We start from the raw sequence: 23,337 nt of genomic DNA, 5'->3' as shown, positions 1-23,337 counted from the left end.
ATGCAAGCCGATGCATTAACAATGCAAGCCGATGCATTAACAATGCAAGCCGATGCATTAACAATGCAAGCCGATGCATTAACAATGCAAGCCGATGCATTAATAATGCAGGGGTATTGCCTTTCTTTAATTGGCGACGAATTAGTGAAATACTGTAGCCTGAGCGTGAGAACATTTTCCTTATACTTGACGACAATTAATAAACAAGGGAAACTTAATACAAAAAACTCCCCTATGACTACGCTAACTTGCTGCAATTACATCGACGGTCAATGGTTGAGTACTACACAAACACTCTTAAGTCGCAACCCAACCAATAACGAAATTGTCGCTACTTTTCCCCGTTCTGATTCAGCAGATGTAGATGTAGCAGTTGCATCTGCTCGTAAAGCTTACCACAGTTGGCGACAAGTTCCCGCACCGGCTAGAGCCGAATATATTTTTCGCGTTGGGGAATTGTTACTTCAACATAAAGAGGAACTTGCCCAGTTAATCAGTCGAGAAATGGGTAAAGCGATAACCGAAGCGCGGGGAGATGTGCAAGAAGGTGTAGACTGTGCATTTTACAGTGCTGGGGAAGGACGACGACTTTTTGGGCAAACTACACCTTCAGAAATGCCGAATAAATTCGCGATGACGATGCGGATGCCGATAGGAGTTTGTGCTTTAATTACTCCTTGGAATTTTCCTGTTGCGATTCCTTGTTGGAAAGCTATGCCGGCACTAGTTTGTGGTAATACTGTCATCCTCAAACCGGCAGAAGATACTCCCGCTTGTGCAACTAAGTTAATTGAGATTTTTCAACAAGCCGGTTTACCTGCCGGTGTAATTAACTTGGTGCATGGATTGGGTGAAGAAGCGGGTAAAGCTTTAGTTGAACATCCTGATGTTGATTTAGTTTCTTTTACCGGTTCTTCGGAAACCGGCGCTTTTGTCGGCGAAACTTGCGGACGCACTCACAAGCGCGTCTGTCTGGAAATGGGGGGGAAAAATGCTCAAGTGGTGATGGAAGATGCAGACTTAGAATTGGCGTTAGATGGGGCAATTTGGGGTGCATTCGGTACGGCTGGTCAACGCTGTACGGCTACGAGTCGCTTAATTTTACATCGCGATATCAAAGAGAAGTTTACCACGATGTTGAAAGAGCGTACAAGTAAGTTACGCTTGGGTTCTCCCACCGACCCCGATACTGATATTGGTCCGATAATTAATCAAAGGCAACTTCAACGGGTGAAAATGTATTTGGATATTGCCCGTGAGGAAAATGCAAAGGTGTTAATTGGTGGGGAAATTGCCGACGAGGGAGAATTGAAAAACGGTTACTTTTTTCAACCAACTATTCTTGATAATGTAACTCCCGAAATGCGGGTTGCGCGAGAAGAAATATTTGGACCAGTTGTGGCATTAATTGAAGTTAGCTCTTTTGAAGAAGCGATCGCCATCCTCAACGATACCAATTACGGTCTTTCTTCTTCAGTTTACACCCGCGATATCAACCGCGCTTTTGCTGCCATGCGCGACATCGAAGCCGGAATAACTTATATTAATGGTCCCACAATCGGCGCAGAAGTACATTTACCCTTTGGTGGTGTCAAACAAACCGGCAACGGACACCGCGAAGCCGGAACTACCGCTTTAGATGTATTTACAGAATGGAAAAGTGTGTATGTTGACTTTTCTGGAAGTTTGCAACGCGCCCAGATTGATAATCGTAGTTAAAAGTGGCAAATTAAGTTTCAACCTCAACTTGATAAAGTGCGGGATTTTGTTCAAATAGGGACACATCAAAACTCTGCGGGGAATGATTCTGCTTCAAGGTTTACAACTCTATTTTTGACGATTTTGGCTTTGGGTTACGAGTGCGCGAAGCGTTTACTCAGTCGGACTTGTGAAGGCGCTCGCCTGCTGGTTTTTACGAGGATGCGATCGCCTTTTTCTCCACAACCTATTAAAATTAATCATCGCCAAAACAGTGCATCTAACTTCTCATGGCTAAATCTGCTGACATCAGCACCAAGCGATTAATCAGCCTTGCACCCGAAAATTGGGTAAAATGGGTAACACAAATTCCCGACATCGTAGCTGGCGAAATTCTCAACTCGGAATTTCAATGGATTAGCCGCGAAAGTGATGTGTTAATTCGCGCCCAGAGTCCGCAATATGGGGAATTTATCGTACTTAACGAGTTACAATTGCGCTATAAGCCAGAAATGCCCAAACGAATGCGGGCTTATGCTGCATTGGCAGAAGAAAAATATAACCTACCCACCTATCCAGTACTGGTTAATATTCTTAAAGTAAGTGATAGCGAAATTCCCACACGTTACCAGTCTGAGTTTGCCGGGTTACAAGCCCGTCAAGACTACCGCGTAATAAATCTTTGGGAGGTTGATGTGGAAATAGCTTTTCAACAATCAATTCCCTCTTTGCTTCCCTTTGTACCAATCCTCAAAGGAGGTGCAGAAGAATCTACAATTCAGCAAGCTTTGCAAATTCTTCGTGCTGATGAACAATTGAATCAGTTAGAAACCGTTCTCGCGTTTTTTGCTACTTTTGTATTAGATAGTGCCTTAGTTCAGCAAATTATGAGGTGGGATATGGCAGTGTTAAGAGAGTCTCCTTGGTATCAGCAAGCCTTAAGAGAGGGAAAAGCACTAGGACGGCAAGAAGGACAACGAGAAGAAATGTTGTCCGGTATTGAATTAGGTTTGGAAATAAAGTTTGGGACTCAAGGATTGCAATTGATGCCAGAAATATCTCAAATTTCCGATTTGAACCGATTAAAGGCAATTCAGCGAGGCATTTTGACAAGCAATACTTTGGAAGAATTCCGGCAACTCATTTTTTAGGCTGCAAATGTAAAAAGCGTATTTTATTGCTATTCTCCATGCCCAATGCCCAATGCCCTACCTACTTAATTATTGCCCTAAATACGCTTGTAAAACTTTCGGATTAGTTTGAATTTCTGCTGGAGTGCCATCAGCGAGATTTTGTCCTTCAGCGAGAACCCAAACACGATCGCATAACGACATGATTACATCCATATTGTGTTCGATAATCAAAAATGTCATACCTTCTTCGCGATTCCAAGTGAGAATGCGATCGCATATATCATCAATTAATCTCGGATTCACCCCTGCTGCCGGTTCATCCAACAAAATCAACTTCGGATTTGTCATCAACGCTCTTGCCATTTCCAACAGCTTGCGTTGTCCCCCAGACAACCCCCCAGCGTAATCTTGCGCTTTGGCAGCTAATCCTACCTTATCTAACAAAAACATTGCCCTTTCGCGCAGTTCCTTTTCTTCCTTCGCGACTAAGTGCGGTTGCAACTGCACCTGCCAAAAGTTCTCACCAGTTTGCTTTTGCGCTGCCAATACCACGTTTTCTAACACCGACAACCGCGAAAGCGTCCGCGCTACCTGAAAGGTGCGAATCAAGCCTTGCTGGGCGATTTTGTGCGGTTGCAGCTGCTGAATTTGCTCACCATCAAAAATTACTCGTCCTTTGTCTGGACGGATGAAGTTAGAAAGTAAGTTAAATAAAGTCGTTTTTCCAGCACCATTCGGACCAATCAATCCAGTAATGCTGCCTTTTTTAACTTGAATTTCTGCCTCATTTACAGCTTTAATTCCACCGAAACTTTTTGCCAGTCCACTTGCTGCGAGTAAAGGTAATTCTGAAGATTGATTATTTGCCAAGGGTGAGTTCCTCCTTTTTTCCTAAGATACCTTGAGGACGCCAAACCATCAGTACAATCAAAATTAAACCAATTATCATGATGCGAAATGCACCCGCTTGTTCAGTGCTGAGAGCTGGGAAAATATCATCCAAGTATTCACGGGTAAGGGCATCATAAGCAAAGTAAATTACAGCACCTAAAAGAGTACCGATATTATTACCGCTGCCACCGAGAATGACCATAATCCAACAGTCAAAGGTTAGCTGCGGTTGGAAATTATCAGGATAAATCGCGCTAAGTTGCCATGCAAAGAAAGCACCAGCAATGCCAGCGATCGCACCACCCAGCATTAAAGATTGTAGTTTATACCAAAAGACATTTTTACCCAAAGCTTTAGGAATTTCTTCATCTTCGCGAATCGCTTTGAGAATTCTACCCCAAGGCGATCGCACTAAAACTTGCAAGCGCCAAAATACCAAAGCTAATACTAACAGTGACGACAGCATCAAACCAGCTTTTGGGTTGTAATCATACAACGCGATCGCTCCAGAAATATAAATGGCGATCGTCAACAGTGCAAATAAAATTCCCACTCCCAAGTGTGTAGCAAATTCTTGCTTGCTACCTAACTTTTTCGTGCTGCGAATCCAACGCCATAACGAATATAAAGTTATACCACCCAACAGCGTCAGCAACCCAATCATAATTAATCTAACAATCAAATTAGGCGCTGTAGATAAAGGAATTGCGTAACTTTGCACCCCAAACGCACCTGATATCCAAGTGTCACCCACAGGTAAATCTTGGTTATTCACCACCAAACGAATCAGTTCCCCAACACCGATAGTCACAATAGCCAGATAATCTTCCCGCAAGCGCAGAGTTGAGAAACCAATCGCCAAACCTAACAAAGTTGCCAAAATTCCCCCAATTACCGCCGAAATCAACAGCGGAACCCCCTTTAAGCTTAACAACACAGTTGTATAAGCTCCCAAAGTCATAAAAGCAACATGTCCGAAGTTAATTAACCCCGTAAACCCCCACTGCAAATTCAGTCCCAGAGCAAACAAAGCGAAAATAGACGTAGAAATCGCCAAGAAAATAAGATAATCAGCCATAGTTATTAGTCAAGAGTCATTAGTCATTAGTCATTAGTCATTAGTCATCAGTCATTTGTCAAGAGTTCCCCCCTTCCTCCCCTCCTCTTCACCGTTATGCACGCTTTATATTGTGACTTTTATATGCTCAAAGCCATAGAAGAAGTTAAGCGATCGCACCAACCGTGGGATACCTTAACTCATGATGAAGCGCTGCGTCTGTTAATGTTTTTCACTCATCAGCCAGCGTTTTCGTGTCTTGTGTCGTAATCCTCAAAATTTGGTTAAGGTGATGCTTGCTGTGAATCGGGAAGTCCGCTATGCAAAGTCTTTTTTAATAGATTTGAAAAATTTAGAACCGACTGCCTACCAGCGGGTGTATAATTTTGTCTTTATTGAGTTTGCTGACAAATCGCCGCTGCATTGCTTACCAGAATTGCGGCAGCTAGACAGCGACGGCATTTTTCACCGCTTCACCCTGGATAATTATCTCATAGGCATAGAAATTAGAGGTCAAATTGTAAAATTTTTGCGAGTTGTACCTATGCCGGATGTTTAAATTAAGTGGGAATTGGGCAATGGGCAATGGGGATTTGAAGAGGGGAAAAGGGAAAAGCCCAATGCCCAATGCCCGATGCCCCATGCCCCCTGCCCAATGACGGCAGATGCTTCAAGTCGGCGAAGCCGCCCAACGCACTGCCTCCCCAATGCCCAATGCCCCATGCCCAACACTTAAAACTGTATAAGGCTCTGCTCTTATCGCTATCAGCTTAAACTAAACTTGTTTGTGAAAATCACTTAACTAGAGATTTCCTATGGATGCTACGGCACTTTGGCAACGATACCAAGATTGGTTATATTTTCACGAAGGACTAGGATTTTATCTAGATATCAGTCGAATGCGGTTTGATGATGCCTTCGTAGAGTCGTTGCAGCCGAAGTTTGACAAAGCGTTTGCCGATATGGTGGAACTGGAGAAGGGAGCGATCGCCAATCCAGACGAAAATCGTATGGTAGGGCATTACTGGCTGCGAAATCATACTTTAGCACCTACTCCAGAACTGCAACACGAAATTGTCAACACCCTAGAACAAATCGAAGCATTCGCCGAAAAAGTCAAAACAGGTGGAATTCATCCTCCTAGAGCGCAACGCTTTACTGATATTATCTCCATCGGTATTGGTGGATCTGCCCTCGGACCGCAATTTGTCGCCGAAGCGCTTGCCCCGGATTTCCCACCTCTAAAAATTCACTTTATCGACAATAGCGATCCGGCAGGTATCGATCGCATTTTGACTCATTTGCGAAACAGCCTTGCCAGCACTTTGGTGTTAGTTATCTCCAAATCTGGAGGAACACCAGAACCGCGCAACGGTATGATTGAAGTGAAAAAAGCTTACGCCGGACAGAATTTAGACTTTGCTAATTATGCGGTAGCTATCACCAGTGCCGATAGCAACCTTGATAAATTGGCAAAATCTGAAGGCTGGATGGCAACCTTTCCCATGTACGACTGGGTAGGAGGACGCACCTCTGAATTGTCTGCCGTCGGACTAGTACCTGCCGCATTACAAGGCATCGATGTTCGTCAGATGCTAGAAGGTGCGAAAGAAATGGACGACGCCACACGCATTAACGATGTCAAAAAGAACCCAGCAGCATTGTTAGCTTTGTCTTGGTACTATGCTGGCAACGGACGCGGCGAAAAAGACATGGTTGTCCTACCTTATAAAGACAGTTTATTTCTATTCAGCCGCTATTTGCAACAGTTGGTGATGGAATCTTTGGGCAAAGAAAAAGACTTAGACGGCAACACTGTTTATCAAGGCATCGCCGTTTATGGCAACAAAGGCTCAACAGACCAACACGCATACGTACAACAATTGCGCGAAGGCGTGGCGAATTTCTTTGCCACCTTCATCGAAGTTTTGGAAGATCGTAACGGTGCATCTCCAGAAATAGATCCTGGAGTCACATCAGGCGATTATCTTTCTGGTTTTCTCCAAGGAACTAGACAAGCGCTTTATGAAAATCACCGCGATTCGATTACAGTCACCATTCCCCAAGTTAATCCTCGCACAGTTGGGGCGTTAATTGCTTTGTACGAACGCGCTGTTGGTTTTTATGCCAGTTTAGTCAACATTAATGCCTACCATCAACCAGGTGTAGAAGCTGGTAAAAAAGCCGCCGCAACCATTCTCGATTTGCAAAAACGAGTCGTGGAAGTGCTGCAAACCGAAAAAACTCCCCTTTATTTGCAGGAAATTGCCTCTAAAGCCAACGCCTCCGACCAAATTGAGCCAATTTACAAAATTGTGCGTCATCTTGCCGCTAATCAGCGCGGTGTAGTGTTGCACGGTCATCTTGGAGAACCCAGTAGTTTGAAAATTTCTCTCAACTGATCGGTGTAATACTTTAAGCACATTTTGGCAACTTTTGTCGCGTGTGCAACAATTTTTTATTTTTGGGCATCCTAGATTGAAGAGACTTCAATTTTTAGGATGTTTTTTTTAGGATATGAAAAACGTGCGTTCGCTGGAAATCCGTCCCCTAGAATCTATCAAAGGAGGGATGACTCACTTTTTTACTCCCCAAGCCAGTCATGAAACAATGCTGGTACAAATTCCTGCAAATACAATAGATGATTTGTTTGTTCATAAATCACAAACAGACCAATTATTACTAGTAAAAGGTGAGTTTGTCTTAGTAACTTTAATTAATAAAAAATACCAATATCTTGCTTTAAGCGAAAATTACCCAGCAGTAGTAACAATTCCACCCGGAGTCTTGCATGGAGCAATTAATTTCAGTTCAGAACCATGTGTTTTAGTCAATGCAGTATTGCGTCACAGACCAACCCAAGAGCGAGATTATATAACTCGCGGACGACCCTTTCCATATGATTTAGCAGCAGCAGCCGCCGCTTTAAAGCAACTAGAAGCAACGCATGTATAAAGTCAGATTCGGTGACTTCTTTAAGAAGTCACCGAATCTGACCTCTCGATTTTTTAACATACACTATCTGTTGATACTATGAAAATAATATCAATAGATAGAATTATAACTATGACTGAATCAACACCAAAACGCCTAGTACGCAGAGGCAGAATATTTCCCGAAATAACCATATCACCAGAAGAACTAGCCAAACGTAAAGCCGAAAAAGATGCATTTCATCAACGTTGTCGAGCAATTTTTGAACGAGTGCGTCCCCAATTCATCGATAAACACTATGGCTGGTATATTGCCGTCGAGCCAGATAGTGGTGATTATTTCATTGATGCAGATATAGAACTAGCAAGCCATAAAGCACGCCAAAAGCACCCAAATGCTGTACACTGTATGTTTTGCCTGAATGAGACTGGAGCCACTGGCACAATATGATACAGGGCATGTTTGGCGATAGAGGGCAGCTATTTTTTGAGATTGAATTAATTAGTGTTAATCGGTTTAATCTGCCTGTGGATGCCATGTTGGATACTGGTTTCACAGGCTTTATGGCTATTAATAAACAAGATTTAGACGCTCTTAATTGGCAATTTATTCGTGAACAAGAATTGCTCACGGCACAAGGGGAAAGTCTTTTTGAAATTTATTCAGGTAAGATACTTTTGGATGAACAGGAGTATGAAATTCCGGTTTTTGCTGGAGATGAAATTACAGAAGTATTGTTAGGTTCAGAGTGGTTAAAAATTCTACCTTTGGTGGTGAATTATCAAGCGGGAATATTGACGCTGGGATAATTATTAGCTAGTTGGTAAATCGCGGAGAAAATAAAAGCGATCGCTTCTCCAATATGAGCCTTTAATTCGTCCCAAGTAGCCTGTTAAAGGTGAGGAAAGTTCAATCACTAAATCATGAACTGTCTCATCTGTCAACACAGAAACAACCTGTATAATTAGTAAGGTGGGCAATGCCTACCTATATATTAATGTAGATAAACTAGCAAATTAATTTATCTAAAAAACTATAGCATTCCTAAATAAGAGCCTAAAACTCTCTCCCTCCTCTTCCTCTGTGCTCTCTGTGTCTCTGCGGTTCGTTTAAAAAATAATTATCCCAACTCATATAGAATTACAAAATCTATTGATACTATGAAAAGAATATTAATAGATAGACTTAAAACTATGACAGAATCAACACCAAAACGGCTAGTACGCAGAGGCAGAATATTTCCCGAAATAACCATATCACCAGAAGAACTAGCCAAACGCAAAGCCGAAAAAGACGCATTTCATCAACGTTGCCGAGCAATTTTTGAACGAGTGCGTCCTCAATTTATCGATAAACACTATGGCTGGTATATTGCTGTCGAGCCTGATAGTGGTGATTATTTCATTGATGCAGATAATATGCAAGCTCACAAAAAAGCCCGCGAGAAGTATCCAAATGCTGACCACTGCGTTTTCTGCTTGAATGAAACTGGAGCCACTGGCACCATATGATACAGGGTACATTTGGTGAGAGGGGGCAGCTATTTTTTGAGATTGAATTAATTACTGCTGATAATGTAAATTTGCCTGTGGATGCGATGTTAGATACCGGTTTCACAGGCTTTATTGCAATGAATAAACAAGATTTAGACGGTGTTGATTGGACTTATATTGGTCGAGATGAACTGCGAACCGCACAGGGGGAAAGTCTTTTTGAAATCTATTCAGGTAAGATACTTTTGGATGAACAGGAGTATGAAATTCCGGTTTTTGCCGGAGATGAAATTACAGAAGTATTGCTGGGTTCAGAGTGGTTAAAAATTCTACCTTTAGTAGTGAATTATCAAGCGGAAATATTGACGTTGGGATAATTATTAGCTAGTTGGTAAATCGCGGATAAAATAAAAGCGATCGCTTCTCCAATCTTTGCCTTTATTTCGTCCCAAGTAGCCTGTTAAAGGTGATGAAAGTTCAATTAAGATTTCGTGCATTTGTTCACGAGTTAACGCTTGAGGTGGATTAGAGTAACCGTAGGCTCCATAAAGCGTTGCAACTTCAACTTTTTCATCCCCCATATTCTCTTGATGCTGTTTTACCAGTTTGACTAAATGCGATCGCAAAGCAATCTCTTTTTCTACTTGATTAATATATTCATCAATTTTATTGTCAATTTGTCCTTGTTCTAAATATTGCTTCAATTCAACTAAATTTACAGAACCGGGAAATTTTGCTTTTAATTCAACTAGCTTTTGTAAAGTCATAGCATTAATAATACTGATTTTAGATATTTGAGCAGATTGTTTAAGTTGTTTTGTTGGTTGACCAGGACCGATAATCAACCGAACAGCCATCATATAATTTTCTTGAAGATGTCTTTTGCCAATTCGATCCAATTCCTCAACAGTGCGGTCGGGAATGCTTTTACCAGCCTTACATTCACAAACGAGGGGATAGGGTTGCGAGCAAAATAAGTCTAAACCTCCTGCACCACCTTTATAGTCTTCCTCAACTTTAAATCCTAAAAAATTAAGACTTTGACGAGTAATATTTTCAAAATCTGTCCCAGCTTGATAGTTGCTTTTTTTCTCTTCTAGTTCGATGCTGCGATCGCCTAATTTAGCAATATCATTTATCCAAGTTAAATTTGAATCAATTTGCTTGACAAATTGCTCGCTACTCCAACCTAAAAATACATTGATATGTTGTTCTAATTGTTTAGCTGCTGGGTTGGTGGTAGCAAGAGAAATTAAAGCACTTTGCAATTCTTCTAATTCCGGATGCAATGGTGGCTGTAAATTTTGTAACTGGTGTTTGCGGATGTTGAAGAGGCGATCGCTTAACATCGGCTTGGCATCAGAAACAGTCAAAGGCAAACTTACAAACTTTCCTACCTTTTCCTCAATATTAGAATTAACTGACACTTCTAGGGGATAAGGCAGCTTGTATACGCAACGTGCAAGGAAACGCAACATTTCTGTAATTGCACTTGATTAACTCAGTAAGTCGTCTAACGTAACGGCTTAATAAGATTGAATTTATGGGATAATTACAGAATTTGGCAATCTGGTGTGTTACATTGGCAAGATAACTTTATTTACAAATAATTAAGCATTTTTACACAAAATCACCCGGACGGGTACTACCACATACTGAATTATGTTTATAAAATAGCAACGTAATAGCTGTATAAGAGCTAGCTTTTGGGATCGGGGTTTGGACGGGTACAAAACTCATTCAAGGCTCAAATAAAACTTACGCACTACCCCCTTAAAAACGGGTTAGGCGAATCTAAAAGTCTAGAATGCTCCTTCTCTCATTCAATGTGCGTAAGTACTGTAAAATTCAGGTATTTTTTTATATCTACTTAATTGTAAAGCTACAGCAGAACAGTTTCCGCTACTCATAAGTAAGGACAGAAATTTTTATGTCTCCTAGACAGATCAGAAATATCAAGCCAGCAAATTTGTCAATCACTAATAAAACCTTGAAAATTGACTATCCACACGTTGTTTATCAAATTCGGAATATTGCTACTTTCAATAAAACTTGGTATCAACAAAAAGAAAAACCTATTTTGCCAGAAAAATTAGGATGTGTTATCAAAATTATTCTGATATTTAATAGTTTACGATTTATTAATGCATTTATATTTTTGATTCTCGGTCAAGTAATTGAGGCAGTAATATCTTTAGTATTAGGCTTATCGCCTATTGTTTTATATATAACAATTTTCAAAAGAACAGCAGTATTTAAAATTATTCAAATAGCAAGGGCAAAAGTCGCTGAAAACACTTCCCAGAAAGAGATTCTTAAAATATGGCTAGCTATGATAAAAGAAATAATAAAAATAATATTTGTAGAAGAAAAAAAACAGCCATTGTACATTCATGGTGTTTCTATCTCAACTAATGATGGGAAAAAGGTGAATATATATGATTATAGGCAAGAGTATATAGAGCAGATAATGGCGAGTCTACATGAAGTAATGGAAAATCAAGATACCCCCGCAAGCTATCACTTTGTAGTAGAAGGAGACTTAATTCAACAAAGCGGTAATTTTGATGTTGGAGTCAATCAAGGAAATATTAATTAATCTTATTTTAGGAGAACATAAAAATTATGAACTATCAAGATAGAGATATTATTCAGCAAAAAGGCAACTTTGGTGTAGGCGTAAATAAAGGAGAGATTCGCACAAAAAATTTAGGTGGAATAATTAACAATGAAGCTCAAACAAAAAGCCTAGCTGAAGCTGCTGAGGAAATTCAACTATTGTTAAAGCGACTAGAGAAAACTAATCCCACCACAACGGAAATTGAAAAACTTACAGTTATAGCTAAAGCAACAGAAGCAATAAATGAAAATCCGGCACTGAAAGCACGGATTATTAATGCACTAAAAGCAGGAGGAACCGAAGCTTTTAAAGAAGCTGTAGACCACCCGCTAGTGAACATCTTGGTGGCAACTATTGAAGGCTGGCGAGAAACTAAATAAATTTAAGATACGTAGACGCGGAGCGGCTTGTCGTTAGACATCGCACTCTTTACCCGCTCGACTGGTACATTTGCACCAGAAGAGACACCATCCATTTCACCAATCCACCTTACCAACGCATTCGCTGCCCAAGTTCCGACAATAGTGCCTTCAAATTTAAAATCAGCACTTTTCAAACCTTCACTTAACACTTCTAAACCTTGAGGAGATTCGAGAGTGTAGCCTTTTTTGGAGATAGCGATCGCTCCTTTTTTCTCCAATTCCGCAAAAATGTCTTTAAAATCTGCTATTTTCTTGTCTTTAGATTTGATGCGATCGTGAAGTTTACCTTTGTTCACTTCCTGCTTTGCTCCTCCCAATTCCCATAAAGCAAGCAGTAGGCGAGTTTGAGCTTGATTTGTCATATTTTGTAACTTTTGTGACACTGTATAAATAATAATCTTTACCAGTATAGTTTTGGCTAAAACCTTTTAACTTTTGGAAAAATACTGAAAAAGCTCAAGTTATTTTCTTTATGTTGATGAAATTTACGTAGGTGTATTGACACAAAGCGACAACAGCGAATTTTTTGCTTTATTAAACACAAGCAAATATACGAAAATATTTGTTACCAAATTAACTACATATTTCTTTGGGATGAATACAAGTTCTCTCAAAGGCAAGATGAAATACTTGCAAAATTTCATCATCATTGCAATTAAACGGTGTACCTGTGCTGTTGTAAATGAACGATAAACGTTCCTTCCATCTGGGAAAAATAACAACAATTTCCACACTGTTTTTGTCACAACATGGCATTTAGTAAATGCAGGGTGATGAGCAAACAAGATGAACACAATATACCCAGAGCGTAAAAGACTTTCGCGTCCCCTAGCGATGCTACTTTCGGCATTGTTAACTGTGCCGCTTCTTAGTAGTTGTGGCGGTGGGGGTTCCCGAAATGCTGCGCCACCGCCACCTGTTGACGATACTGTTAACGGTAGAACAGTGGATAATCCTGCGTCTGGAAACCAACCCCAAGCGAAAAGAGGGTTATCAACAGGGCAGAAAGTCGCGATAACTTTAGCCGGAGCAGCCGCACTTTACTATCTCTACAACAGGCATAAGAATGCTCAAAATGAAGGAGCGCAGGGTAAGTACTACCTTTCCAAAAACGGGCGTGTTTACTACCGCGATGCTCAACATCGTGCCCATTATGTGACACCGCCTTCTGGAGGCATTCAGGTTCCAGAGTCGGAAGCGCAACAGTACCGTGACTTCCAAGGTTATAACGGACGTTCCACAGGTCGCACTTTAACAGACGTTGCTCCTCAAGAAGCTCCAGCATTTTAGATAGTCAGAAAAAGACAACAGCAATTAGCACCGCATCAATATAAAAAGGAGATAAATTATGGTAGACGACTTTTTGGGAAAAGCGAAAGATATTTTTGGTAGCTCAAACGACGAGCAAGTTGATCGAGATACCGATTACCGCGATCGCGAGGTACGTCCAGCCAGTGAAGATCCATACGGCGACCCCGCAAACCAGTACGGTGATATCCGCCCAGCTAGCGAAGACCCCTACGGCGATCCCGCAGACGAATACGGTGATATCCGCCCAGCTAGCGAAGACCCCTACGGCGATCCCGCAGACTAGTATAATCGCTAACAAAGAGTAATCAGGAGTCAGAATTCAAGCAGGTAAGGTTTTTTACTACAATCTATTTATAAACCAATCAAAGATTTTCGTAGGTTGCAAAAACGCCGTTTATTAATTAGCGGTTTTCCATAAAATCCCCATTCTCGATTTGGACTCCAGACTTCTGAATTCTTGATATTTTGAAAAATGCGATAGTCCGTTTTACGCTCCAACCCGAACGGAGTTCGGGTTGCGCCCGGTTTAAAAAACCGGGCGGACTCATCCCTTCAGGATGAGTCGAGCGTAGGACTCGCTATGCGATCGCAAGCGCAATAGCAAATCGGGCAGTAGCAATTAATGCTACTGTTTTTTATTGTTGCGAGTCACCAGCCGTCGCTAATATTTCTTGAGATCGCTCGATATTTTCACGCACCGATTCAGCGGAAGTATGTAAAGCAGCCATTTCCGCATCAGTGAGATTCAATTCCAACACCGTGTCAATTCCACCGCATCCCAAGCGACAAGGAACGCCCAGACAAATATTTTCTAAACCGTATTCTCCCTGAAGATACGCCGCTGCTGGTAACAAACGTGACTCATTTCGCAAAATAGCTTCTATCATTAAGCAAGTTGCAGAAGCGGGAGCAAAAAAAGCACCACCTGTTTGCATTAATTCCACAATTTCTGCGCCACCATGACGGGTTCTTTCTACCAAACGCTCGATTGTGGCTGCATCCATCAATTCTGTAATCGGAATACCGTTGACAGTAGAATAACGCGGCAAAGGTACCATTAAATCCCCTTGGCTACCTAATACCATCGCATTGACATCAACAGGACTTACGCCGAATTCCATCGCAATCAAGTTTTGAAAGCGTGCCGAATCTAACACGCCTGCCATACCCATAATCCGATTGCGTGGTAAACTCGTTGCTTGTCTTGCCAAATAAGTCATCACATCTAAGGGATTGGTGACGATAATGAAAATCGCATCGGGAGAACGAGCGATCGCTTTCTTTGTTGCCTCTACTACAATTCCAGCATTCGTCTTTAACAAATCATCCCGACTCATACCCGGTTTATGGGGAATTCCTGCGGCAATTACCACGATTTCCGAACCAAATGTATCAGCATAATCGTTTGTGCCGATAATCTTGCGATTATGCGTTTCAATTCCCCTTGCCTCCATCAAATCCAGCGCTAATCCTTGAGGCATTCCCGGAATAATATCCAGCAATACCACATCTGCTAAGTTTTTTTCGGCAATGCGTTGGGCAAGGGTACTACCAACCCTCCCAGCACCGACGATGGTTACACGCGGTGAATAACACAGCATTGGAGAGGAAGGGGAATAGCTCATAATTGCGGGTTTTGGCTAATAATTAAATTTTATTAGGGATTTGGAATTAAAGACGCTTGGATTAAGGACGCTCATTGATTTGCTTAAAACCCCGCCCTAACTCCGGCGGATTTCCTCCCCAGTCACGCCAGTTCGCACGGGCGGAGGACACCTCCGCACGCGACTGGCTCCCTAATCCAAGCGTACCCAGCCTTTTTATTTAAATTCTTCAAGTTGATCCAAACGTAACCACATATTTGGTGTTGGCACTTTCCCGAACTTCACTTGGGCGTAATCACCTTTGATATCTACAATTTCGCCTTTAGTTTCAAACAAATAACTCGGAAAGCGTGTATCACTAGCTTGTGCTTCTAAACTATTTTCTAGCTTTTCGCGGACAACGCGAACCGTATCTCCTCTTTTAACAGGCATTTACTTTCCCCTCTTGGTGTATATATATGGATACATTTTTGAATTTTATCTCCTGCCAAGACACAAAGACGAGGATACTTCGATATTCCATAGTTATTCATCGCTTTCGACCCAGTATGTAAACAGTGGTGAGATCATCCCACACTCCCTGTTCAGTTTGACGTGCCTCTAGTTCTGCTTCAAATTCAGCTTTAGCTTGTGTCAACTGTACCAATGAAAGTTCTGATAAGTAATTTGCAGATTGTTTGGGGGATGGAAGGGAATTTCCTGTCCACCTTGATTTTGCTTTATCTAAACTAATGTAGCTACCGTGCTGCTCAGTTTTGATTTCGATTGCTTCAAAGCCAGCGCTTGCAAACAGACTTTGACATGTTTCAAGTGTGCCGATGCGATTACTTGGCTCAAGCGTTACACCATACTTTTGCAATACCTGCCGCAAAACAACATATCCGACATCAGCTGTGTCCGCAGGTGTGTGAATAGCAATTACCCCGCCAGGTTTGAGAAATCGATGCCAAAGTTGTAATGCAGCTTCTTTGTTTTCTATCCAGGGAAATGAGTTCGCGCACAAAATTCGGTGAAAACTGTTAGCCGGTAAATTGACTGATTCGGCATCCGCAAGTTGAAAATCAATATTTTTTAGACCCAACGCTTCAACTTTATCCCTGGTTTGTTCGAGCATTCCAGCTGAAATATCTATACCAATAACTCGACCAGAAGACCCAACTATTTGAGATGCTGCGATCGCTATATGACCTGTCCCTGTTGCAATATCCAAAACGTACTGTCTAGAACTAACTTGTGCATATTCAAGCAAGCGCTGACAAATTTGGACATGCCACTTACTATCATCATAAGTTTGGCTTCTGCGGTTGTATAAATGTGCTATTTTTTGTTTGTAATCATTTAAGCCAAGTTGGTTAGTCATCATTTCTTCTTCAGGTGAAATGGTATGAAAAACGTGTCCCTTGCAAAGAATAGCTTTGCACGAAACTCAATTAATGCTGACACTGTATACAAAAGTGACTGGAACGCCCACCTAATCTAGTTCGCTCAATTGCTGTACCACATACTCGACAAGGTTCTCCAGCGCGGTTGTAAACCCAGGCTATACCGCCATAGTTACCGTTTACACCTTTTATATTGAGGAAATTACTAAAAGTCGTGCCTCCAGCGGCAATGCTGTTTTCTAGCACTTGAATAATGTGCGATCGCAAACGTTCAATTTGCTCTGTTTTCAAATCTATACACAGTGTTTCTGGTCGTATTCCACTCAGAAACAAAGCTTCATCAGCATAAATGTTGCCTAACCCAGCCACGACTGATTGATCTAATAACGCAGTCTTGATGGGACGGCGGCGATTTTGCAACTTACTTGCTAAATACTCTACAGTAAATTCCGGTGAAAACGGGTCTACTCCCAGCTTTTGTAGACCAGTAATGATACTTTCAACAGCAACTCCTGGAGGAACCCACCACATTTTACCAAAAGTGCGTTGGTCAACAAAGCGTAATTCTTGCTTTGAACCAAAGAATAATCTCACTCGCGTGTGCTTGTGCAACGGTTCATCTCGATGCACCCACAGTAGTTGACCAGTCATTCGCAGATGAACCCCTAAGAAGGAAGTGGGGGATGGGGAGATGGGGAGAGGGGGGGATGGGGGGATGGGGAGAGGGTGAGATGGGGGGATGGGGAGACAAACTCCCCCTGCCTCCTTGTCCCCCCTGTCCACGCCAGATGCTTCAACGCGGGAAACCCGCGCAACGCACTGGCTCCCCTTGTCCCCCCTGTCCCCCTGTCCCCCTTGGCTGCTAAGTTCGGCTAGAAGATATTTGCCGCGACGATGCCAAGTGAAGATCGCACTGCCTTTAATTCCAGAAATAAACTCAAAAGAAGAAAACGGGTAAGCGATCGCTCGAGAAAGCAATACATCTCCACCCGTAATTTCTTGATTAAGGGTCAATTGATTTAGACCCCTAAGGACTGTTTCTACTTCAGGTAATTCAGGCATCAGTGAGCACGAGGAACGCAAACCACGCATTAATTAAAGCACTTTACAGTTTATAGCGACAGGGAGGTAGGGGAGATGGGAAGTAGGCAGACAAAGAGGAATTACCCCATTACCCATTACCCATTACCCATTACCCATTACCCATGCCCTAGTTACTTTTTCGCCTTTGCTTTGGGTGCTTCAATTTCTATTAATTCATCCTCACCAAAGTTATTGGTGTTGATGCCTGAGTAATTTACCTTGTTAAAGCGGACAATTACTGGGTATTTGATGCCGCCTGGGTCAATAGATGCCACGGTTCCTACATCCTGAAACCAGTAGGATTCTTTACGGAGGATACGTACTTTAGAACCACGTTGAACCATGAGTTTTTCCCTCTTAGTAGTCAATCGCCTATTTATACGGCTAATTGATTTCACTATAAGACTTAGCCGTTACCTTTATTTGTTTGTTAAGTTATTTGTCGAGTCAGTTTTTGAAATAAAAGCGTTGCAGCCTTTGCACAGCAACGCGATTGAGCTACTTTTGCTGGTGTACCGCCAATTTTCAATTTATCAACGTAATTGCCCAGGTACTGCCCCACTTCAGTTTGTAGCCGACGATTGGCTTTTGGTTCAATTCTGGTTAAGCACCATTGCCACAAAGCTTGACGGCAATGCCCACCAAGCCTCAGGAATCCAGCGCTGCGATTTACCGCTGGTATCTTCAATTAGCCCCATCCCGCGCTTTGAGTTTGAAGGCTCAAAGTGAGCGATCGCGCTTATGAACTTTGCCTTTATCCGTCGTAATTATTTCAATTACGGGTTTTCTGTCGGTTCCAAGGAAATTGTCTAACGGGTAAATGTGGGACAGCAAGAGCGATCGCACTCTTAACCCAAATCCAAATTCATCGGCAACGGGGTAAAATGCTACAGACAACGATCCGCGAAATCAATAAGGTAAAAACCCGATTCACTTTCAAGATATCTGTAGCAGCAGTTGGTTTGGACAAGGGTCCGCGACGGTGGATGTCTCCACCGTTTCGGCTACTGGGTGGGCGTAGCCTCCTTTATGCGGTTATTTGCGTAGATTATTCAAAGTTTTTAATTGGACAGAATTTTTCCATAACCGATGCCTGATGCTCTCAAGATCAGCAGAGCAGTCTTGCTTGTTAACTAGGTTTGATAAAGCTTCTACATCCTCATACAGATACTGTAAGTAAGATTTGAGATTATCAATTGTGTTTTCAATACGTTGCAGCCGTTTTTCGTAATCAACCATCAAACCTCTTTGCTAATTTGTAAACAGGCGTTAATCATGTCTTCGCGCTGCTTGGGTGTCCGGAGTCTGTATTGCTCGTCTGCTCTATCAGATAAATATTCCATCCACTCGTTTATTTCTAGCTGAGAAGTTTGTGCGAGTATTTGACAAGCAATTCCCGCAAGTAAGGAATTAGTTAAAAATTCCGACTTACCCATTACAATTTCATTGTTTTTTAATCGCATTAAAACCTCCGATTTAATTGTCGATATTAGGCGAATTATCGACGACGATTGTTAAACCGTTTTGCGTGTCGGCGTTATCAAGAATACTTTGCACATCCTTTGTTTATTTTCTCGGTTGACATCTGATTAACTTCATATCGTGCAAGATTACCGAATTCTTCAGCAACAGTTGCTGCTTGAAGGTCAATAAAACTTTCAAGTGTGAGAGACATTTGAGCGATGACGAACGTATTTACCAACAATGCTACGCTTGTGAATTAAAACGTAATCAGGGTTATCTGACGGTTGTAGGGACTTAAACATTACTAAAACCTCCAATTTATTTGACAATGATTGCAACGTTGCTCTAATAGCTTTGTAGCTAAGTTCCAACTATCAATCTGTCCGCTAAAAATCTCTTGGGAGTTCCGGATCGTCTTTAATTACGGGCGGGTAAAGTTGTGCCCAAACAAAAGCTTTCAGTTCCTCCCCAGCCAAGTGAGGGTCTTCCTCTTCGGCAATAGTGGCGATCGCTTCAAAAGTTTCGGACTGATAGTTCCCCAGGTTTTTGATCCGCTTGTAAGTGATAGTTTCAATTTTCATGGTGGTGATAAAATACGTCTGTCTGAGTTGGAGAGTGCGATGCCGAGTACGGCAACGCTTCGCGAACGCACACTCAAGAGCGCGATCGCACCAAAATTAAAATTCCTCGTCTGTGACTACTTCTAAGTCACTAACACTTGTTGAAGTAACATCCATATATTTAGCTTCTACAATCCCCATGTGTGGCATTTGGGTGTAGACATCAAGGATATGGTGGGTAGCTTTTTCGGTTTGGTCAACGACTACCAGCCCAATTTTGCAAGCAGTTCTAATTGCGGTTAAACCGAAAAACCACATTGAAAAAGCCGCTCGACCAATTGCCCAGCCAACAAAACGGTCAAACTCTCGCACAGAAGGTAGTTTGAGATCGACCCATTCGACGCGGCGTAACCGATTATTTTCCATAAATCACCCCGTTCTTAAAGCCTTGAAACTCGTTCTGACACTGGATAAGTGCTGTCTGTAACTCGGTATTCTTAATGTGCAGCCAGATGGCGACGCGCCCGCGCCGCCACCCCTAAAAATAATGGAGTGCGGTCGTTCTCTTTGATTCGGCTTTACCCCTAGACTGAAGATATGGCAGCACTTGCTTGATGATTTCCTGGTCTGAAGGTGTGCGTCCCAAGTTGGGCGCTCCGGCATCATCAGTAGCGATTATCACAGCAGCCTTGTACGTTAAATCTTCGCGTACGCCGGATTCTTCACAAGCTCTCAAGGTTGCACCGTAGAGGTTTGGGTCTACATGTTTACTCATTATTGCCGCCCTTACACTTAGAGTAATCCAGGATAATTGTTCGCCGTTCTTCTGTGAGATTGGCGTTACCGTCGCAAGGGCTGACTTCCAAGTAAGTCCCTATCCGGTAAAGAGCATTGTCCTTTGCTTGTTTTGATGAGGCGGTTTTGTAGAATTTCAGTTGCTTAGAGACGTATTTATCTGACATTATTAGATTGCTCCTTATTTTTATTTGGAGTCGAAACCCAGCGTTCCGCTATGGTTGCTGAGTTTTGTTTTTGAACTCTAGAAAAGGCGATCGCACAAGACTAGTAATCAAGCGCGATCGCTTTTTCATTGACGGTCAAATCCTCTATGCTACAAAATCAATTAGTTTCTTTCCCCAGTCGCGAAAATAAAGTTTCAGTAAAGTACAACAAACCTCATTGCATTATCCCCGTATCAGACATTACATGGATAACGCAACAAGTAAAAGCAGTTTAAACATTGTGGAATGAATGTTGGGTATCAGACCCATTTGGCAGTCGATGGGAGAAGCTGTCAACTAACCTCACATCAACAGCATTTAGGTTAGCTAGAAAGATTTTATACGCAGCTGGACTATTTGAATTTAAGCGCGATACCTGCATACATGACAGTCGAAAAACAGCAGGCTGGTTAGTAATTAATCTGCATGGCGCTAGAAGAATTAAAGACTTTTGGTGCAGTGAAGAAGCTGAAATTATATCCGACACAAACACGGCGACATCCGACATAAACACGGCGATATCCGACACAAACACGGCGATATCCGACATAAAATCAACGGTGGAAATTGCCGAAACCCCTGAGTTTTCAAGCGTTTCATCACGAGCTTCTTGAGAAAGCTCGTGCGAGTGGGGGAAAGATAGGTAAGAAGTTAGCCAAAGTTCTAGAAACTTGCTTTAAATACGCAGATGGATGGACTCCAACTATGAAACAGACCATTTTTGACATCTTTGATCACAGATACAGATGGAAAATTGACGACAGGCGGCTTGAATTAGTCTCTAGCTTTGACGAATTCCATCTACAAAGATTTCTCTCCAAATTTAAATTTGTCTGGTCAGACCGGGGTATGAGTGCCCCTAGAACCTTCGATGAAACTTTGCGCGACCTAACACAAAATCGTTTTATTGGAGAAGATATCAAACTGCAAATAGAAAGTTTTCTGCAAGACTTATCAAAACCTCAAGAAAGGCGAATGGCTTTTATTGATAGTTGATTGCGCCTGATAAAGAAAAACCGCCATCGAAAGTGGCGGCGCGTTAAAAAGCTCGAATTATAAATTATGCATCAACCTCTTCAATTGCAGCTGTTTGACTTTCCTACTCAGCCTCAAATCAAGGTAATTTACGATCCTTACTGGGATGAACTGAAGGCACAAGCCGATGGTATTGTTGAACAGGCATTTTTAAGCATCAATGCCAAAACTGAAATAATTTTTGACGTTGACGCGGCGGTTGGCGCGGACAGAAAATTCTGTCCGTCCACACGCCGCGCTCTAGTTGCGCCCCAACAAAATCAACGTGTTGGGGCGCAACTTTCCTTTGATGAGTCTCCGTACAAAAGTGTTGGGGCGCAAGTTATTAGTGATACTAAAAAAATTGCGCCCCAACACGATACGAAACTATACGACCGTCATACCGAGGAAAGCCCTACTCATTGGGTAGAAAAGTATTGGGTTGAAAGAGTTGGTAACAAATATTGGTACTATCGCTACTGCTGGATGGAAGGAAGGAAGAAAAACCGAATTTACATTGGGGCAGTGCGATCGCCAAAAGCCAATTTGAAAAAGCAGGCTGTCCTTGAGGCGATTCTGGATGGTCAATCCCTCCAAGAGATAATCGCGTTAATCCGAAGTCTTAGGAGTTAGTCCACGCAACTCAGCTCGGAAAGTACAATTGTGCCAAAGTGCTAAAGCAGTAGAAAAAGGTGATCGTGTTACGTCAAGCGATCACAAACGAAAATTAAGTAACCATCACTATAACCTTACGAATCGATTTGGATTGACGGTTGATACATCTGGTCAACTTGTTGCCAACCCGCCGAAGCCAGTTTTTGAAGTACTCCAGCCAGCGCTAAAGGTTCGTCAAATTCCCCTGCTTGCAGTTTGTCGTAAAAAGTTTCAATATCTAAAAACAATTTATTCATCGGCTGTAGCTCACTAATAAGGGGATTTCTTTAACCCCAGAGGTTAATAAAAGTTTCATGTCTTTCTCGAAGGCTTGCCAACCAACGCTGGTTCTTAACACTACGCACCCCGCTGCTACCGGGCGTATTGCTGTCAAAATGTACCCCAAAGTCACCGCGCTGCACGTCATTAACCGTCACCATATGTGGGTTAATTTTGTAAAAGTTACCCTCAACGCCGCGCACACCGGGCATATATATAGGTGTGGTTGCAACTTGGTAGCAGTCAACGCCAATAACGTTATTAGCAGGAATTGGTCCTTTACCTGGGGATGAGAGACAGTCAAACCTTTGATTGTTAGGAAGTCCACTAGTAGCAATGTAGGTGTTAGCAATGCTGGTCAACTCAGAGTCGAGTAACAGAAGGCGCCCTTCAGGTTTCACAGCTTAAACACGATGACTGGATTTCCGGCTTCAGCATTTCCCGCTAACATTGTTTTTCCGAAACCAAGCAGTGTTACTCCCACGCCAACTCCCACGCCGTCGCCAACTCCCACGCCAACGCCGACACCAACACCGACGCCAACTCCCACGCCGACGCCAACGCCGACACCGTCGCCAACTCCCACGCCAACTCCCACGCCGACACCGTCGCCGACGCCAACACCAACTCCCACGCCGTCCCCAAGCCCATCACCTGAACCACAAACAGATCCAAGTGGTCCAAAAATTCCAAATCTCTATCAATATTTATTTATAATTTTTCCCTATTCAACCATT

General features: G+C 42.3%; 38 protein-coding genes and 1 pseudogene. 20 read left to right on the top strand and 19 right to left on the bottom strand.

Annotation, left to right across the window (positions count from 1 at the left end):
- The first annotated feature begins 234 nt into the window (after nt 1–234).
- From AABK37_RS16545 to AABK37_RS16535, 3 genes are read left to right on the top strand one after another with little or no spacing between them, the layout of a single operon-like run.
- Complete coding sequence (locus AABK37_RS16545) at nt 235–1,719, top strand: aldehyde dehydrogenase family protein (protein ID WP_432552649.1); 1,485 nt, start codon at nt 235–237, stop codon at nt 1,717–1,719.
- Between the two features lie 36 nt (nt 1,720–1,755).
- Nucleotides 1,756–2,025, top strand: coding sequence for a hypothetical protein (locus AABK37_RS16540; protein WP_432552647.1), 270 nt, complete (start codon nt 1,756–1,758; stop codon nt 2,023–2,025).
- Nucleotides 1,989–2,849 (top strand): Rpn family recombination-promoting nuclease/putative transposase, encoded by an 861-nt coding sequence (locus AABK37_RS16535; RefSeq protein ID WP_432552646.1) that lies wholly within the window; start codon nt 1,989–1,991, stop codon nt 2,847–2,849. Before AABK37_RS16540 ends, AABK37_RS16535 begins: the two co-directional genes overlap by 37 nt.
- A gap of 69 nt (nt 2,850–2,918) precedes the next feature.
- Here the strand turns inward: AABK37_RS16535 and AABK37_RS16530 are convergent, their stop codons facing one another.
- Nucleotides 2,919–3,701 (bottom strand): ABC transporter ATP-binding protein, encoded by a 783-nt coding sequence (locus AABK37_RS16530; RefSeq protein WP_432552645.1) that lies wholly within the window; start codon nt 3,699–3,701, stop codon nt 2,919–2,921.
- The gene (locus AABK37_RS16525; protein ID WP_432552644.1) at nt 3,691–4,800 is read right to left on the bottom strand and encodes a branched-chain amino acid ABC transporter permease; all 1,110 of its coding nucleotides are present in this window, start codon (nt 4,798–4,800) and stop codon (nt 3,691–3,693) included. Before AABK37_RS16525 ends, AABK37_RS16530 begins: the two co-directional genes overlap by 11 nt.
- 123 nt (nt 4,801–4,923) lie before the next feature.
- On the opposite strand from AABK37_RS16525, the gene AABK37_RS16520 reads away from it, so the two are divergent.
- The 7 genes from AABK37_RS16520 to AABK37_RS16490 all read left to right on the top strand — a co-directional run bounded on the left by AABK37_RS16520 (nt 4,924) and on the right by AABK37_RS16490 (nt 8,522).
- Nucleotides 4,924–5,049 carry a hypothetical protein gene (locus tag AABK37_RS16520; RefSeq protein WP_432552650.1) on the top strand — a complete coding sequence of 42 codons (126 nt, stop codon included), beginning with the start codon at nt 4,924–4,926 and terminating at the stop codon, nt 5,047–5,049.
- Between the two features lie 31 nt (nt 5,050–5,080).
- A complete protein-coding gene (locus AABK37_RS16515; protein WP_432552643.1) occupies nt 5,081–5,338 on the top strand; it encodes a cytotoxic translational repressor of toxin-antitoxin stability system in 258 nt (85 codons plus the stop codon).
- Between the two features lie 12 nt (nt 5,339–5,350).
- Nucleotides 5,351–5,515, top strand: a complete 165-nt coding sequence (locus AABK37_RS16510; protein WP_432552642.1) for a hypothetical protein — start codon at nt 5,351–5,353, stop codon at nt 5,513–5,515.
- A 79-nt stretch (nt 5,516–5,594) separates the two neighbouring features.
- Nucleotides 5,595–7,181 (top strand): glucose-6-phosphate isomerase, encoded by a 1,587-nt coding sequence (locus AABK37_RS16505; RefSeq protein ID WP_432552641.1) that lies wholly within the window; start codon nt 5,595–5,597, stop codon nt 7,179–7,181.
- Between the two features lie 115 nt (nt 7,182–7,296).
- Nucleotides 7,297–7,734, top strand: coding sequence for a cupin (locus tag AABK37_RS16500; protein ID WP_432552640.1), 438 nt, complete (start codon nt 7,297–7,299; stop codon nt 7,732–7,734).
- Between the two features lie 111 nt (nt 7,735–7,845).
- Nucleotides 7,846–8,163, top strand: a complete 318-nt coding sequence (locus AABK37_RS16495) for a hypothetical protein (protein WP_432552639.1) — start codon at nt 7,846–7,848, stop codon at nt 8,161–8,163.
- Nucleotides 8,160–8,522, top strand: a complete 363-nt coding sequence (locus AABK37_RS16490; protein WP_432552638.1) for an aspartyl protease — start codon at nt 8,160–8,162, stop codon at nt 8,520–8,522. The genes AABK37_RS16495 and AABK37_RS16490 overlap by 4 nt, the downstream gene beginning before the upstream one ends.
- 3 nt (nt 8,523–8,525) lie before the next feature.
- Here the strand turns inward: AABK37_RS16490 and AABK37_RS16485 are convergent.
- Nucleotides 8,526–8,654: pseudogene (locus tag AABK37_RS16485) on the bottom strand (DUF1802 domain-containing protein); the annotation flags it as partial.
- A gap of 252 nt (nt 8,655–8,906) precedes the next feature.
- Between AABK37_RS16485 and AABK37_RS16480 the strand changes: the two are divergent.
- The gene (locus AABK37_RS16480) at nt 8,907–9,224 is read left to right on the top strand and encodes a hypothetical protein (RefSeq protein ID WP_039737189.1); all 318 of its coding nucleotides are present in this window, start codon (nt 8,907–8,909) and stop codon (nt 9,222–9,224) included.
- Nucleotides 9,221–9,583 (top strand): aspartyl protease, encoded by a 363-nt coding sequence (locus AABK37_RS16475; RefSeq protein ID WP_432552637.1) that lies wholly within the window; start codon nt 9,221–9,223, stop codon nt 9,581–9,583. Before AABK37_RS16480 ends, AABK37_RS16475 begins: the two co-directional genes overlap by 4 nt.
- A gap of 3 nt (nt 9,584–9,586) precedes the next feature.
- On the opposite strand, the gene AABK37_RS16470 is transcribed toward AABK37_RS16475, so the two are convergent.
- A complete protein-coding gene (locus AABK37_RS16470; RefSeq protein ID WP_432552636.1) occupies nt 9,587–10,684 on the bottom strand; it encodes a DUF1802 domain-containing protein in 1,098 nt (365 codons plus the stop codon).
- Nucleotides 10,685–11,136: 452 nt separating this feature from the next.
- Between AABK37_RS16470 and AABK37_RS16465 the strand changes: the two genes are divergently transcribed.
- Both AABK37_RS16465 and AABK37_RS16460 read left to right on the top strand, forming a co-directional pair.
- A complete protein-coding gene (locus tag AABK37_RS16465) occupies nt 11,137–11,805 on the top strand; it encodes a hypothetical protein (RefSeq protein ID WP_432552635.1) in 669 nt (222 codons plus the stop codon).
- A 26-nt stretch (nt 11,806–11,831) separates the two neighbouring features.
- The gene (locus AABK37_RS16460) at nt 11,832–12,206 is read left to right on the top strand and encodes a hypothetical protein (protein WP_432552634.1); all 375 of its coding nucleotides are present in this window, start codon (nt 11,832–11,834) and stop codon (nt 12,204–12,206) included.
- A 2-nt stretch (nt 12,207–12,208) separates the two neighbouring features.
- On the opposite strand, the gene AABK37_RS16455 is transcribed toward AABK37_RS16460, so the two are convergent.
- Nucleotides 12,209–12,610, bottom strand: coding sequence for a hypothetical protein (locus AABK37_RS16455; protein ID WP_432552633.1), 402 nt, complete (start codon nt 12,608–12,610; stop codon nt 12,209–12,211).
- A gap of 424 nt (nt 12,611–13,034) precedes the next feature.
- Between AABK37_RS16455 and AABK37_RS16450 the strand changes: the two genes are divergently transcribed.
- Nucleotides 13,035–13,538: a hypothetical protein gene (locus AABK37_RS16450; protein ID WP_432552632.1), complete on the top strand. Its 504-nt coding sequence runs from the start codon at nt 13,035–13,037 to the stop codon at nt 13,536–13,538.
- A gap of 58 nt (nt 13,539–13,596) precedes the next feature.
- The gene (locus tag AABK37_RS16445) at nt 13,597–13,842 is read left to right on the top strand and encodes a translation initiation factor (protein WP_432552631.1); all 246 of its coding nucleotides are present in this window, start codon (nt 13,597–13,599) and stop codon (nt 13,840–13,842) included.
- 352 nt (nt 13,843–14,194) lie between these two features.
- Here AABK37_RS16445 and mdh read toward each other — a convergent pair whose 3' ends face one another.
- The 5 genes from mdh to AABK37_RS16420 form a co-directional block, all read right to left on the bottom strand.
- Nucleotides 14,195–15,184, bottom strand: a complete 990-nt coding sequence (mdh, locus tag AABK37_RS16440) for a malate dehydrogenase (RefSeq protein WP_432552630.1) — start codon at nt 15,182–15,184, stop codon at nt 14,195–14,197.
- Between the two features lie 195 nt (nt 15,185–15,379).
- Complete coding sequence (locus tag AABK37_RS16435) at nt 15,380–15,595, bottom strand: NAD(P)H-quinone oxidoreductase subunit O (RefSeq protein ID WP_039737180.1); 216 nt, start codon at nt 15,593–15,595, stop codon at nt 15,380–15,382.
- A gap of 97 nt (nt 15,596–15,692) precedes the next feature.
- The gene (locus AABK37_RS16430; protein WP_432552629.1) at nt 15,693–16,526 is read right to left on the bottom strand and encodes a class I SAM-dependent methyltransferase; all 834 of its coding nucleotides are present in this window, start codon (nt 16,524–16,526) and stop codon (nt 15,693–15,695) included.
- Nucleotides 16,527–16,593: 67 nt separating this feature from the next.
- Complete coding sequence (locus AABK37_RS16425) at nt 16,594–17,607, bottom strand: DNA-formamidopyrimidine glycosylase (RefSeq protein ID WP_432552628.1); 1,014 nt, start codon at nt 17,605–17,607, stop codon at nt 16,594–16,596.
- A gap of 152 nt (nt 17,608–17,759) precedes the next feature.
- Nucleotides 17,760–17,972: a photosystem I reaction center subunit IV gene (locus AABK37_RS16420; RefSeq protein ID WP_432552627.1), complete on the bottom strand. Its 213-nt coding sequence runs from the start codon at nt 17,970–17,972 to the stop codon at nt 17,760–17,762.
- On the opposite strand from AABK37_RS16420, the gene AABK37_RS16415 reads away from it, so the two are divergent.
- Entirely contained in the window at nt 17,971–18,357 is a 387-nt protein-coding gene (locus tag AABK37_RS16415; protein WP_432552626.1) for a hypothetical protein, read from the top strand. The genes AABK37_RS16420 and AABK37_RS16415 overlap by 2 nt on opposite strands.
- Here AABK37_RS16415 and AABK37_RS16410 read toward each other — a convergent pair.
- The 6 genes from AABK37_RS16410 to AABK37_RS16385 all read right to left on the bottom strand — a co-directional run bounded on the left by AABK37_RS16410 (nt 18,349) and on the right by AABK37_RS16385 (nt 20,614).
- Nucleotides 18,349–18,525, bottom strand: coding sequence for a hypothetical protein (locus AABK37_RS16410; RefSeq protein ID WP_432552625.1), 177 nt, complete (start codon nt 18,523–18,525; stop codon nt 18,349–18,351). The genes AABK37_RS16415 and AABK37_RS16410 overlap by 9 nt on opposite strands.
- A gap of 341 nt (nt 18,526–18,866) precedes the next feature.
- Nucleotides 18,867–19,091: a hypothetical protein gene (locus tag AABK37_RS16405; RefSeq protein ID WP_432552624.1), complete on the bottom strand. Its 225-nt coding sequence runs from the start codon at nt 19,089–19,091 to the stop codon at nt 18,867–18,869.
- A 387-nt stretch (nt 19,092–19,478) separates the two neighbouring features.
- Nucleotides 19,479–19,673, bottom strand: coding sequence for a hypothetical protein (locus AABK37_RS16400; RefSeq protein ID WP_432552623.1), 195 nt, complete (start codon nt 19,671–19,673; stop codon nt 19,479–19,481).
- A 96-nt stretch (nt 19,674–19,769) separates the two neighbouring features.
- Nucleotides 19,770–20,078, bottom strand: coding sequence for a hypothetical protein (locus AABK37_RS16395; protein WP_432552622.1), 309 nt, complete (start codon nt 20,076–20,078; stop codon nt 19,770–19,772).
- Between the two features lie 112 nt (nt 20,079–20,190).
- Nucleotides 20,191–20,427, bottom strand: coding sequence for a hypothetical protein (locus AABK37_RS16390; protein ID WP_432552621.1), 237 nt, complete (start codon nt 20,425–20,427; stop codon nt 20,191–20,193).
- Nucleotides 20,420–20,614, bottom strand: a complete 195-nt coding sequence (locus tag AABK37_RS16385) for a hypothetical protein (RefSeq protein ID WP_432552620.1) — start codon at nt 20,612–20,614, stop codon at nt 20,420–20,422. The genes AABK37_RS16390 and AABK37_RS16385 overlap by 8 nt, the downstream gene beginning before the upstream one ends.
- Before the next feature lie 278 nt (nt 20,615–20,892).
- Between AABK37_RS16385 and AABK37_RS16380 the strand changes: the two genes are divergently transcribed.
- The 3 genes from AABK37_RS16380 (at nt 20,893) to AABK37_RS16370 (ending at nt 22,300) form a co-directional block, all read left to right on the top strand.
- Nucleotides 20,893–21,267, top strand: coding sequence for a hypothetical protein (locus AABK37_RS16380; RefSeq protein ID WP_432552619.1), 375 nt, complete (start codon nt 20,893–20,895; stop codon nt 21,265–21,267).
- Nucleotides 21,221–21,649 (top strand): hypothetical protein, encoded by a 429-nt coding sequence (locus AABK37_RS16375; protein ID WP_432552618.1) that lies wholly within the window; start codon nt 21,221–21,223, stop codon nt 21,647–21,649. Before AABK37_RS16380 ends, AABK37_RS16375 begins: the two co-directional genes overlap by 47 nt.
- Before the next feature lie 66 nt (nt 21,650–21,715).
- Nucleotides 21,716–22,300: a DUF4102 domain-containing protein gene (locus tag AABK37_RS16370; RefSeq protein WP_432552617.1), complete on the top strand. Its 585-nt coding sequence runs from the start codon at nt 21,716–21,718 to the stop codon at nt 22,298–22,300.
- Between the two features lie 116 nt (nt 22,301–22,416).
- Here the strand turns inward: AABK37_RS16370 and AABK37_RS16365 are convergent, their stop codons facing one another.
- The 3 genes from AABK37_RS16365 to AABK37_RS16355 are packed head-to-tail and all read right to left on the bottom strand — an operon-like array spanning nt 22,417 to nt 23,186.
- Nucleotides 22,417–22,578 (bottom strand): hypothetical protein, encoded by a 162-nt coding sequence (locus AABK37_RS16365; RefSeq protein WP_432552616.1) that lies wholly within the window; start codon nt 22,576–22,578, stop codon nt 22,417–22,419.
- A 30-nt stretch (nt 22,579–22,608) separates the two neighbouring features.
- Complete coding sequence (locus AABK37_RS16360) at nt 22,609–23,001, bottom strand: hypothetical protein (RefSeq protein ID WP_432552615.1); 393 nt, start codon at nt 22,999–23,001, stop codon at nt 22,609–22,611.
- Nucleotides 22,998–23,186 (bottom strand): hypothetical protein, encoded by a 189-nt coding sequence (locus AABK37_RS16355; protein ID WP_432552614.1) that lies wholly within the window; start codon nt 23,184–23,186, stop codon nt 22,998–23,000. The genes AABK37_RS16360 and AABK37_RS16355 overlap by 4 nt, the downstream gene beginning before the upstream one ends.
- Nucleotides 23,187–23,337 lie beyond the last annotated feature (151 nt).

It is taken from the genome of Tolypothrix sp. VBCCA 56010, assembly GCF_050875635.1.
GTDB lineage: Bacteria > Cyanobacteriota > Cyanobacteriia > Cyanobacteriales > Nostocaceae > Hassallia.
This window is presented reverse-complemented; position numbering and strand designations above follow the sequence as displayed.

What these genes read in the sequence shown, in the direction of transcription:
- AABK37_RS16545 (WP_432552649.1), top strand. Translation starts at nt 235, where the DNA reads ATGACTACGCTAACTTGCTGCAATTACATCGACGGTCAATGGTTGAGT.
- AABK37_RS16535 (WP_432552646.1), top strand. Translation starts at nt 1,989, where the DNA reads ATGGCTAAATCTGCTGACATCAGCACCAAGCGATTAATCAGCCTTGCA.
- AABK37_RS16525 (WP_432552644.1), bottom strand. Translation starts at nt 4,800, where the DNA reads ATGGCTGATTATCTTATTTTCTTGGCGATTTCTACGTCTATTTTCGCT.
- AABK37_RS16520 (WP_432552650.1), top strand. Translation starts at nt 4,924, where the DNA reads ATGCTCAAAGCCATAGAAGAAGTTAAGCGATCGCACCAACCGTGGGAT.
- AABK37_RS16505 (WP_432552641.1), top strand. Translation starts at nt 5,595, where the DNA reads ATGGATGCTACGGCACTTTGGCAACGATACCAAGATTGGTTATATTTT.
- AABK37_RS16500 (WP_432552640.1), top strand. Translation starts at nt 7,297, where the DNA reads ATGAAAAACGTGCGTTCGCTGGAAATCCGTCCCCTAGAATCTATCAAA.
- AABK37_RS16495 (WP_432552639.1), top strand. Translation starts at nt 7,846, where the DNA reads ATGACTGAATCAACACCAAAACGCCTAGTACGCAGAGGCAGAATATTT.
- AABK37_RS16490 (WP_432552638.1), top strand. Translation starts at nt 8,160, where the DNA reads ATGATACAGGGCATGTTTGGCGATAGAGGGCAGCTATTTTTTGAGATT.
- AABK37_RS16480 (WP_039737189.1), top strand. Translation starts at nt 8,907, where the DNA reads ATGACAGAATCAACACCAAAACGGCTAGTACGCAGAGGCAGAATATTT.
- AABK37_RS16475 (WP_432552637.1), top strand. Translation starts at nt 9,221, where the DNA reads ATGATACAGGGTACATTTGGTGAGAGGGGGCAGCTATTTTTTGAGATT.
- AABK37_RS16470 (WP_432552636.1), bottom strand. Translation starts at nt 10,684, where the DNA reads ATGTTGCGTTTCCTTGCACGTTGCGTATACAAGCTGCCTTATCCCCTA.
- AABK37_RS16465 (WP_432552635.1), top strand. Translation starts at nt 11,137, where the DNA reads ATGTCTCCTAGACAGATCAGAAATATCAAGCCAGCAAATTTGTCAATC.
- AABK37_RS16460 (WP_432552634.1), top strand. Translation starts at nt 11,832, where the DNA reads ATGAACTATCAAGATAGAGATATTATTCAGCAAAAAGGCAACTTTGGT.
- AABK37_RS16455 (WP_432552633.1), bottom strand. Translation starts at nt 12,610, where the DNA reads ATGACAAATCAAGCTCAAACTCGCCTACTGCTTGCTTTATGGGAATTG.
- AABK37_RS16450 (WP_432552632.1), top strand. Translation starts at nt 13,035, where the DNA reads ATGAACACAATATACCCAGAGCGTAAAAGACTTTCGCGTCCCCTAGCG.
- AABK37_RS16445 (WP_432552631.1), top strand. Translation starts at nt 13,597, where the DNA reads ATGGTAGACGACTTTTTGGGAAAAGCGAAAGATATTTTTGGTAGCTCA.
- mdh (WP_432552630.1), bottom strand. Translation starts at nt 15,184, where the DNA reads ATGAGCTATTCCCCTTCCTCTCCAATGCTGTGTTATTCACCGCGTGTA.
- AABK37_RS16435 (WP_039737180.1), bottom strand. Translation starts at nt 15,595, where the DNA reads ATGCCTGTTAAAAGAGGAGATACGGTTCGCGTTGTCCGCGAAAAGCTA.
- AABK37_RS16430 (WP_432552629.1), bottom strand. Translation starts at nt 16,526, where the DNA reads ATGATGACTAACCAACTTGGCTTAAATGATTACAAACAAAAAATAGCA.
- AABK37_RS16425 (WP_432552628.1), bottom strand. Translation starts at nt 17,607, where the DNA reads ATGCCTGAATTACCTGAAGTAGAAACAGTCCTTAGGGGTCTAAATCAA.
- AABK37_RS16415 (WP_432552626.1), top strand. Translation starts at nt 17,971, where the DNA reads ATGAGTTTTTCCCTCTTAGTAGTCAATCGCCTATTTATACGGCTAATT.
- AABK37_RS16420 (WP_432552627.1), bottom strand. Translation starts at nt 17,972, where the DNA reads ATGGTTCAACGTGGTTCTAAAGTACGTATCCTCCGTAAAGAATCCTAC.
- AABK37_RS16405 (WP_432552624.1), bottom strand. Translation starts at nt 19,091, where the DNA reads ATGCGATTAAAAAACAATGAAATTGTAATGGGTAAGTCGGAATTTTTA.
- AABK37_RS16400 (WP_432552623.1), bottom strand. Translation starts at nt 19,673, where the DNA reads ATGAAAATTGAAACTATCACTTACAAGCGGATCAAAAACCTGGGGAAC.
- AABK37_RS16395 (WP_432552622.1), bottom strand. Translation starts at nt 20,078, where the DNA reads ATGGAAAATAATCGGTTACGCCGCGTCGAATGGGTCGATCTCAAACTA.
- AABK37_RS16390 (WP_432552621.1), bottom strand. Translation starts at nt 20,427, where the DNA reads ATGAGTAAACATGTAGACCCAAACCTCTACGGTGCAACCTTGAGAGCT.
- AABK37_RS16385 (WP_432552620.1), bottom strand. Translation starts at nt 20,614, where the DNA reads ATGTCAGATAAATACGTCTCTAAGCAACTGAAATTCTACAAAACCGCC.
- AABK37_RS16370 (WP_432552617.1), top strand. Translation starts at nt 21,716, where the DNA reads ATGCATCAACCTCTTCAATTGCAGCTGTTTGACTTTCCTACTCAGCCT.
- AABK37_RS16365 (WP_432552616.1), bottom strand. Translation starts at nt 22,578, where the DNA reads ATGAATAAATTGTTTTTAGATATTGAAACTTTTTACGACAAACTGCAA.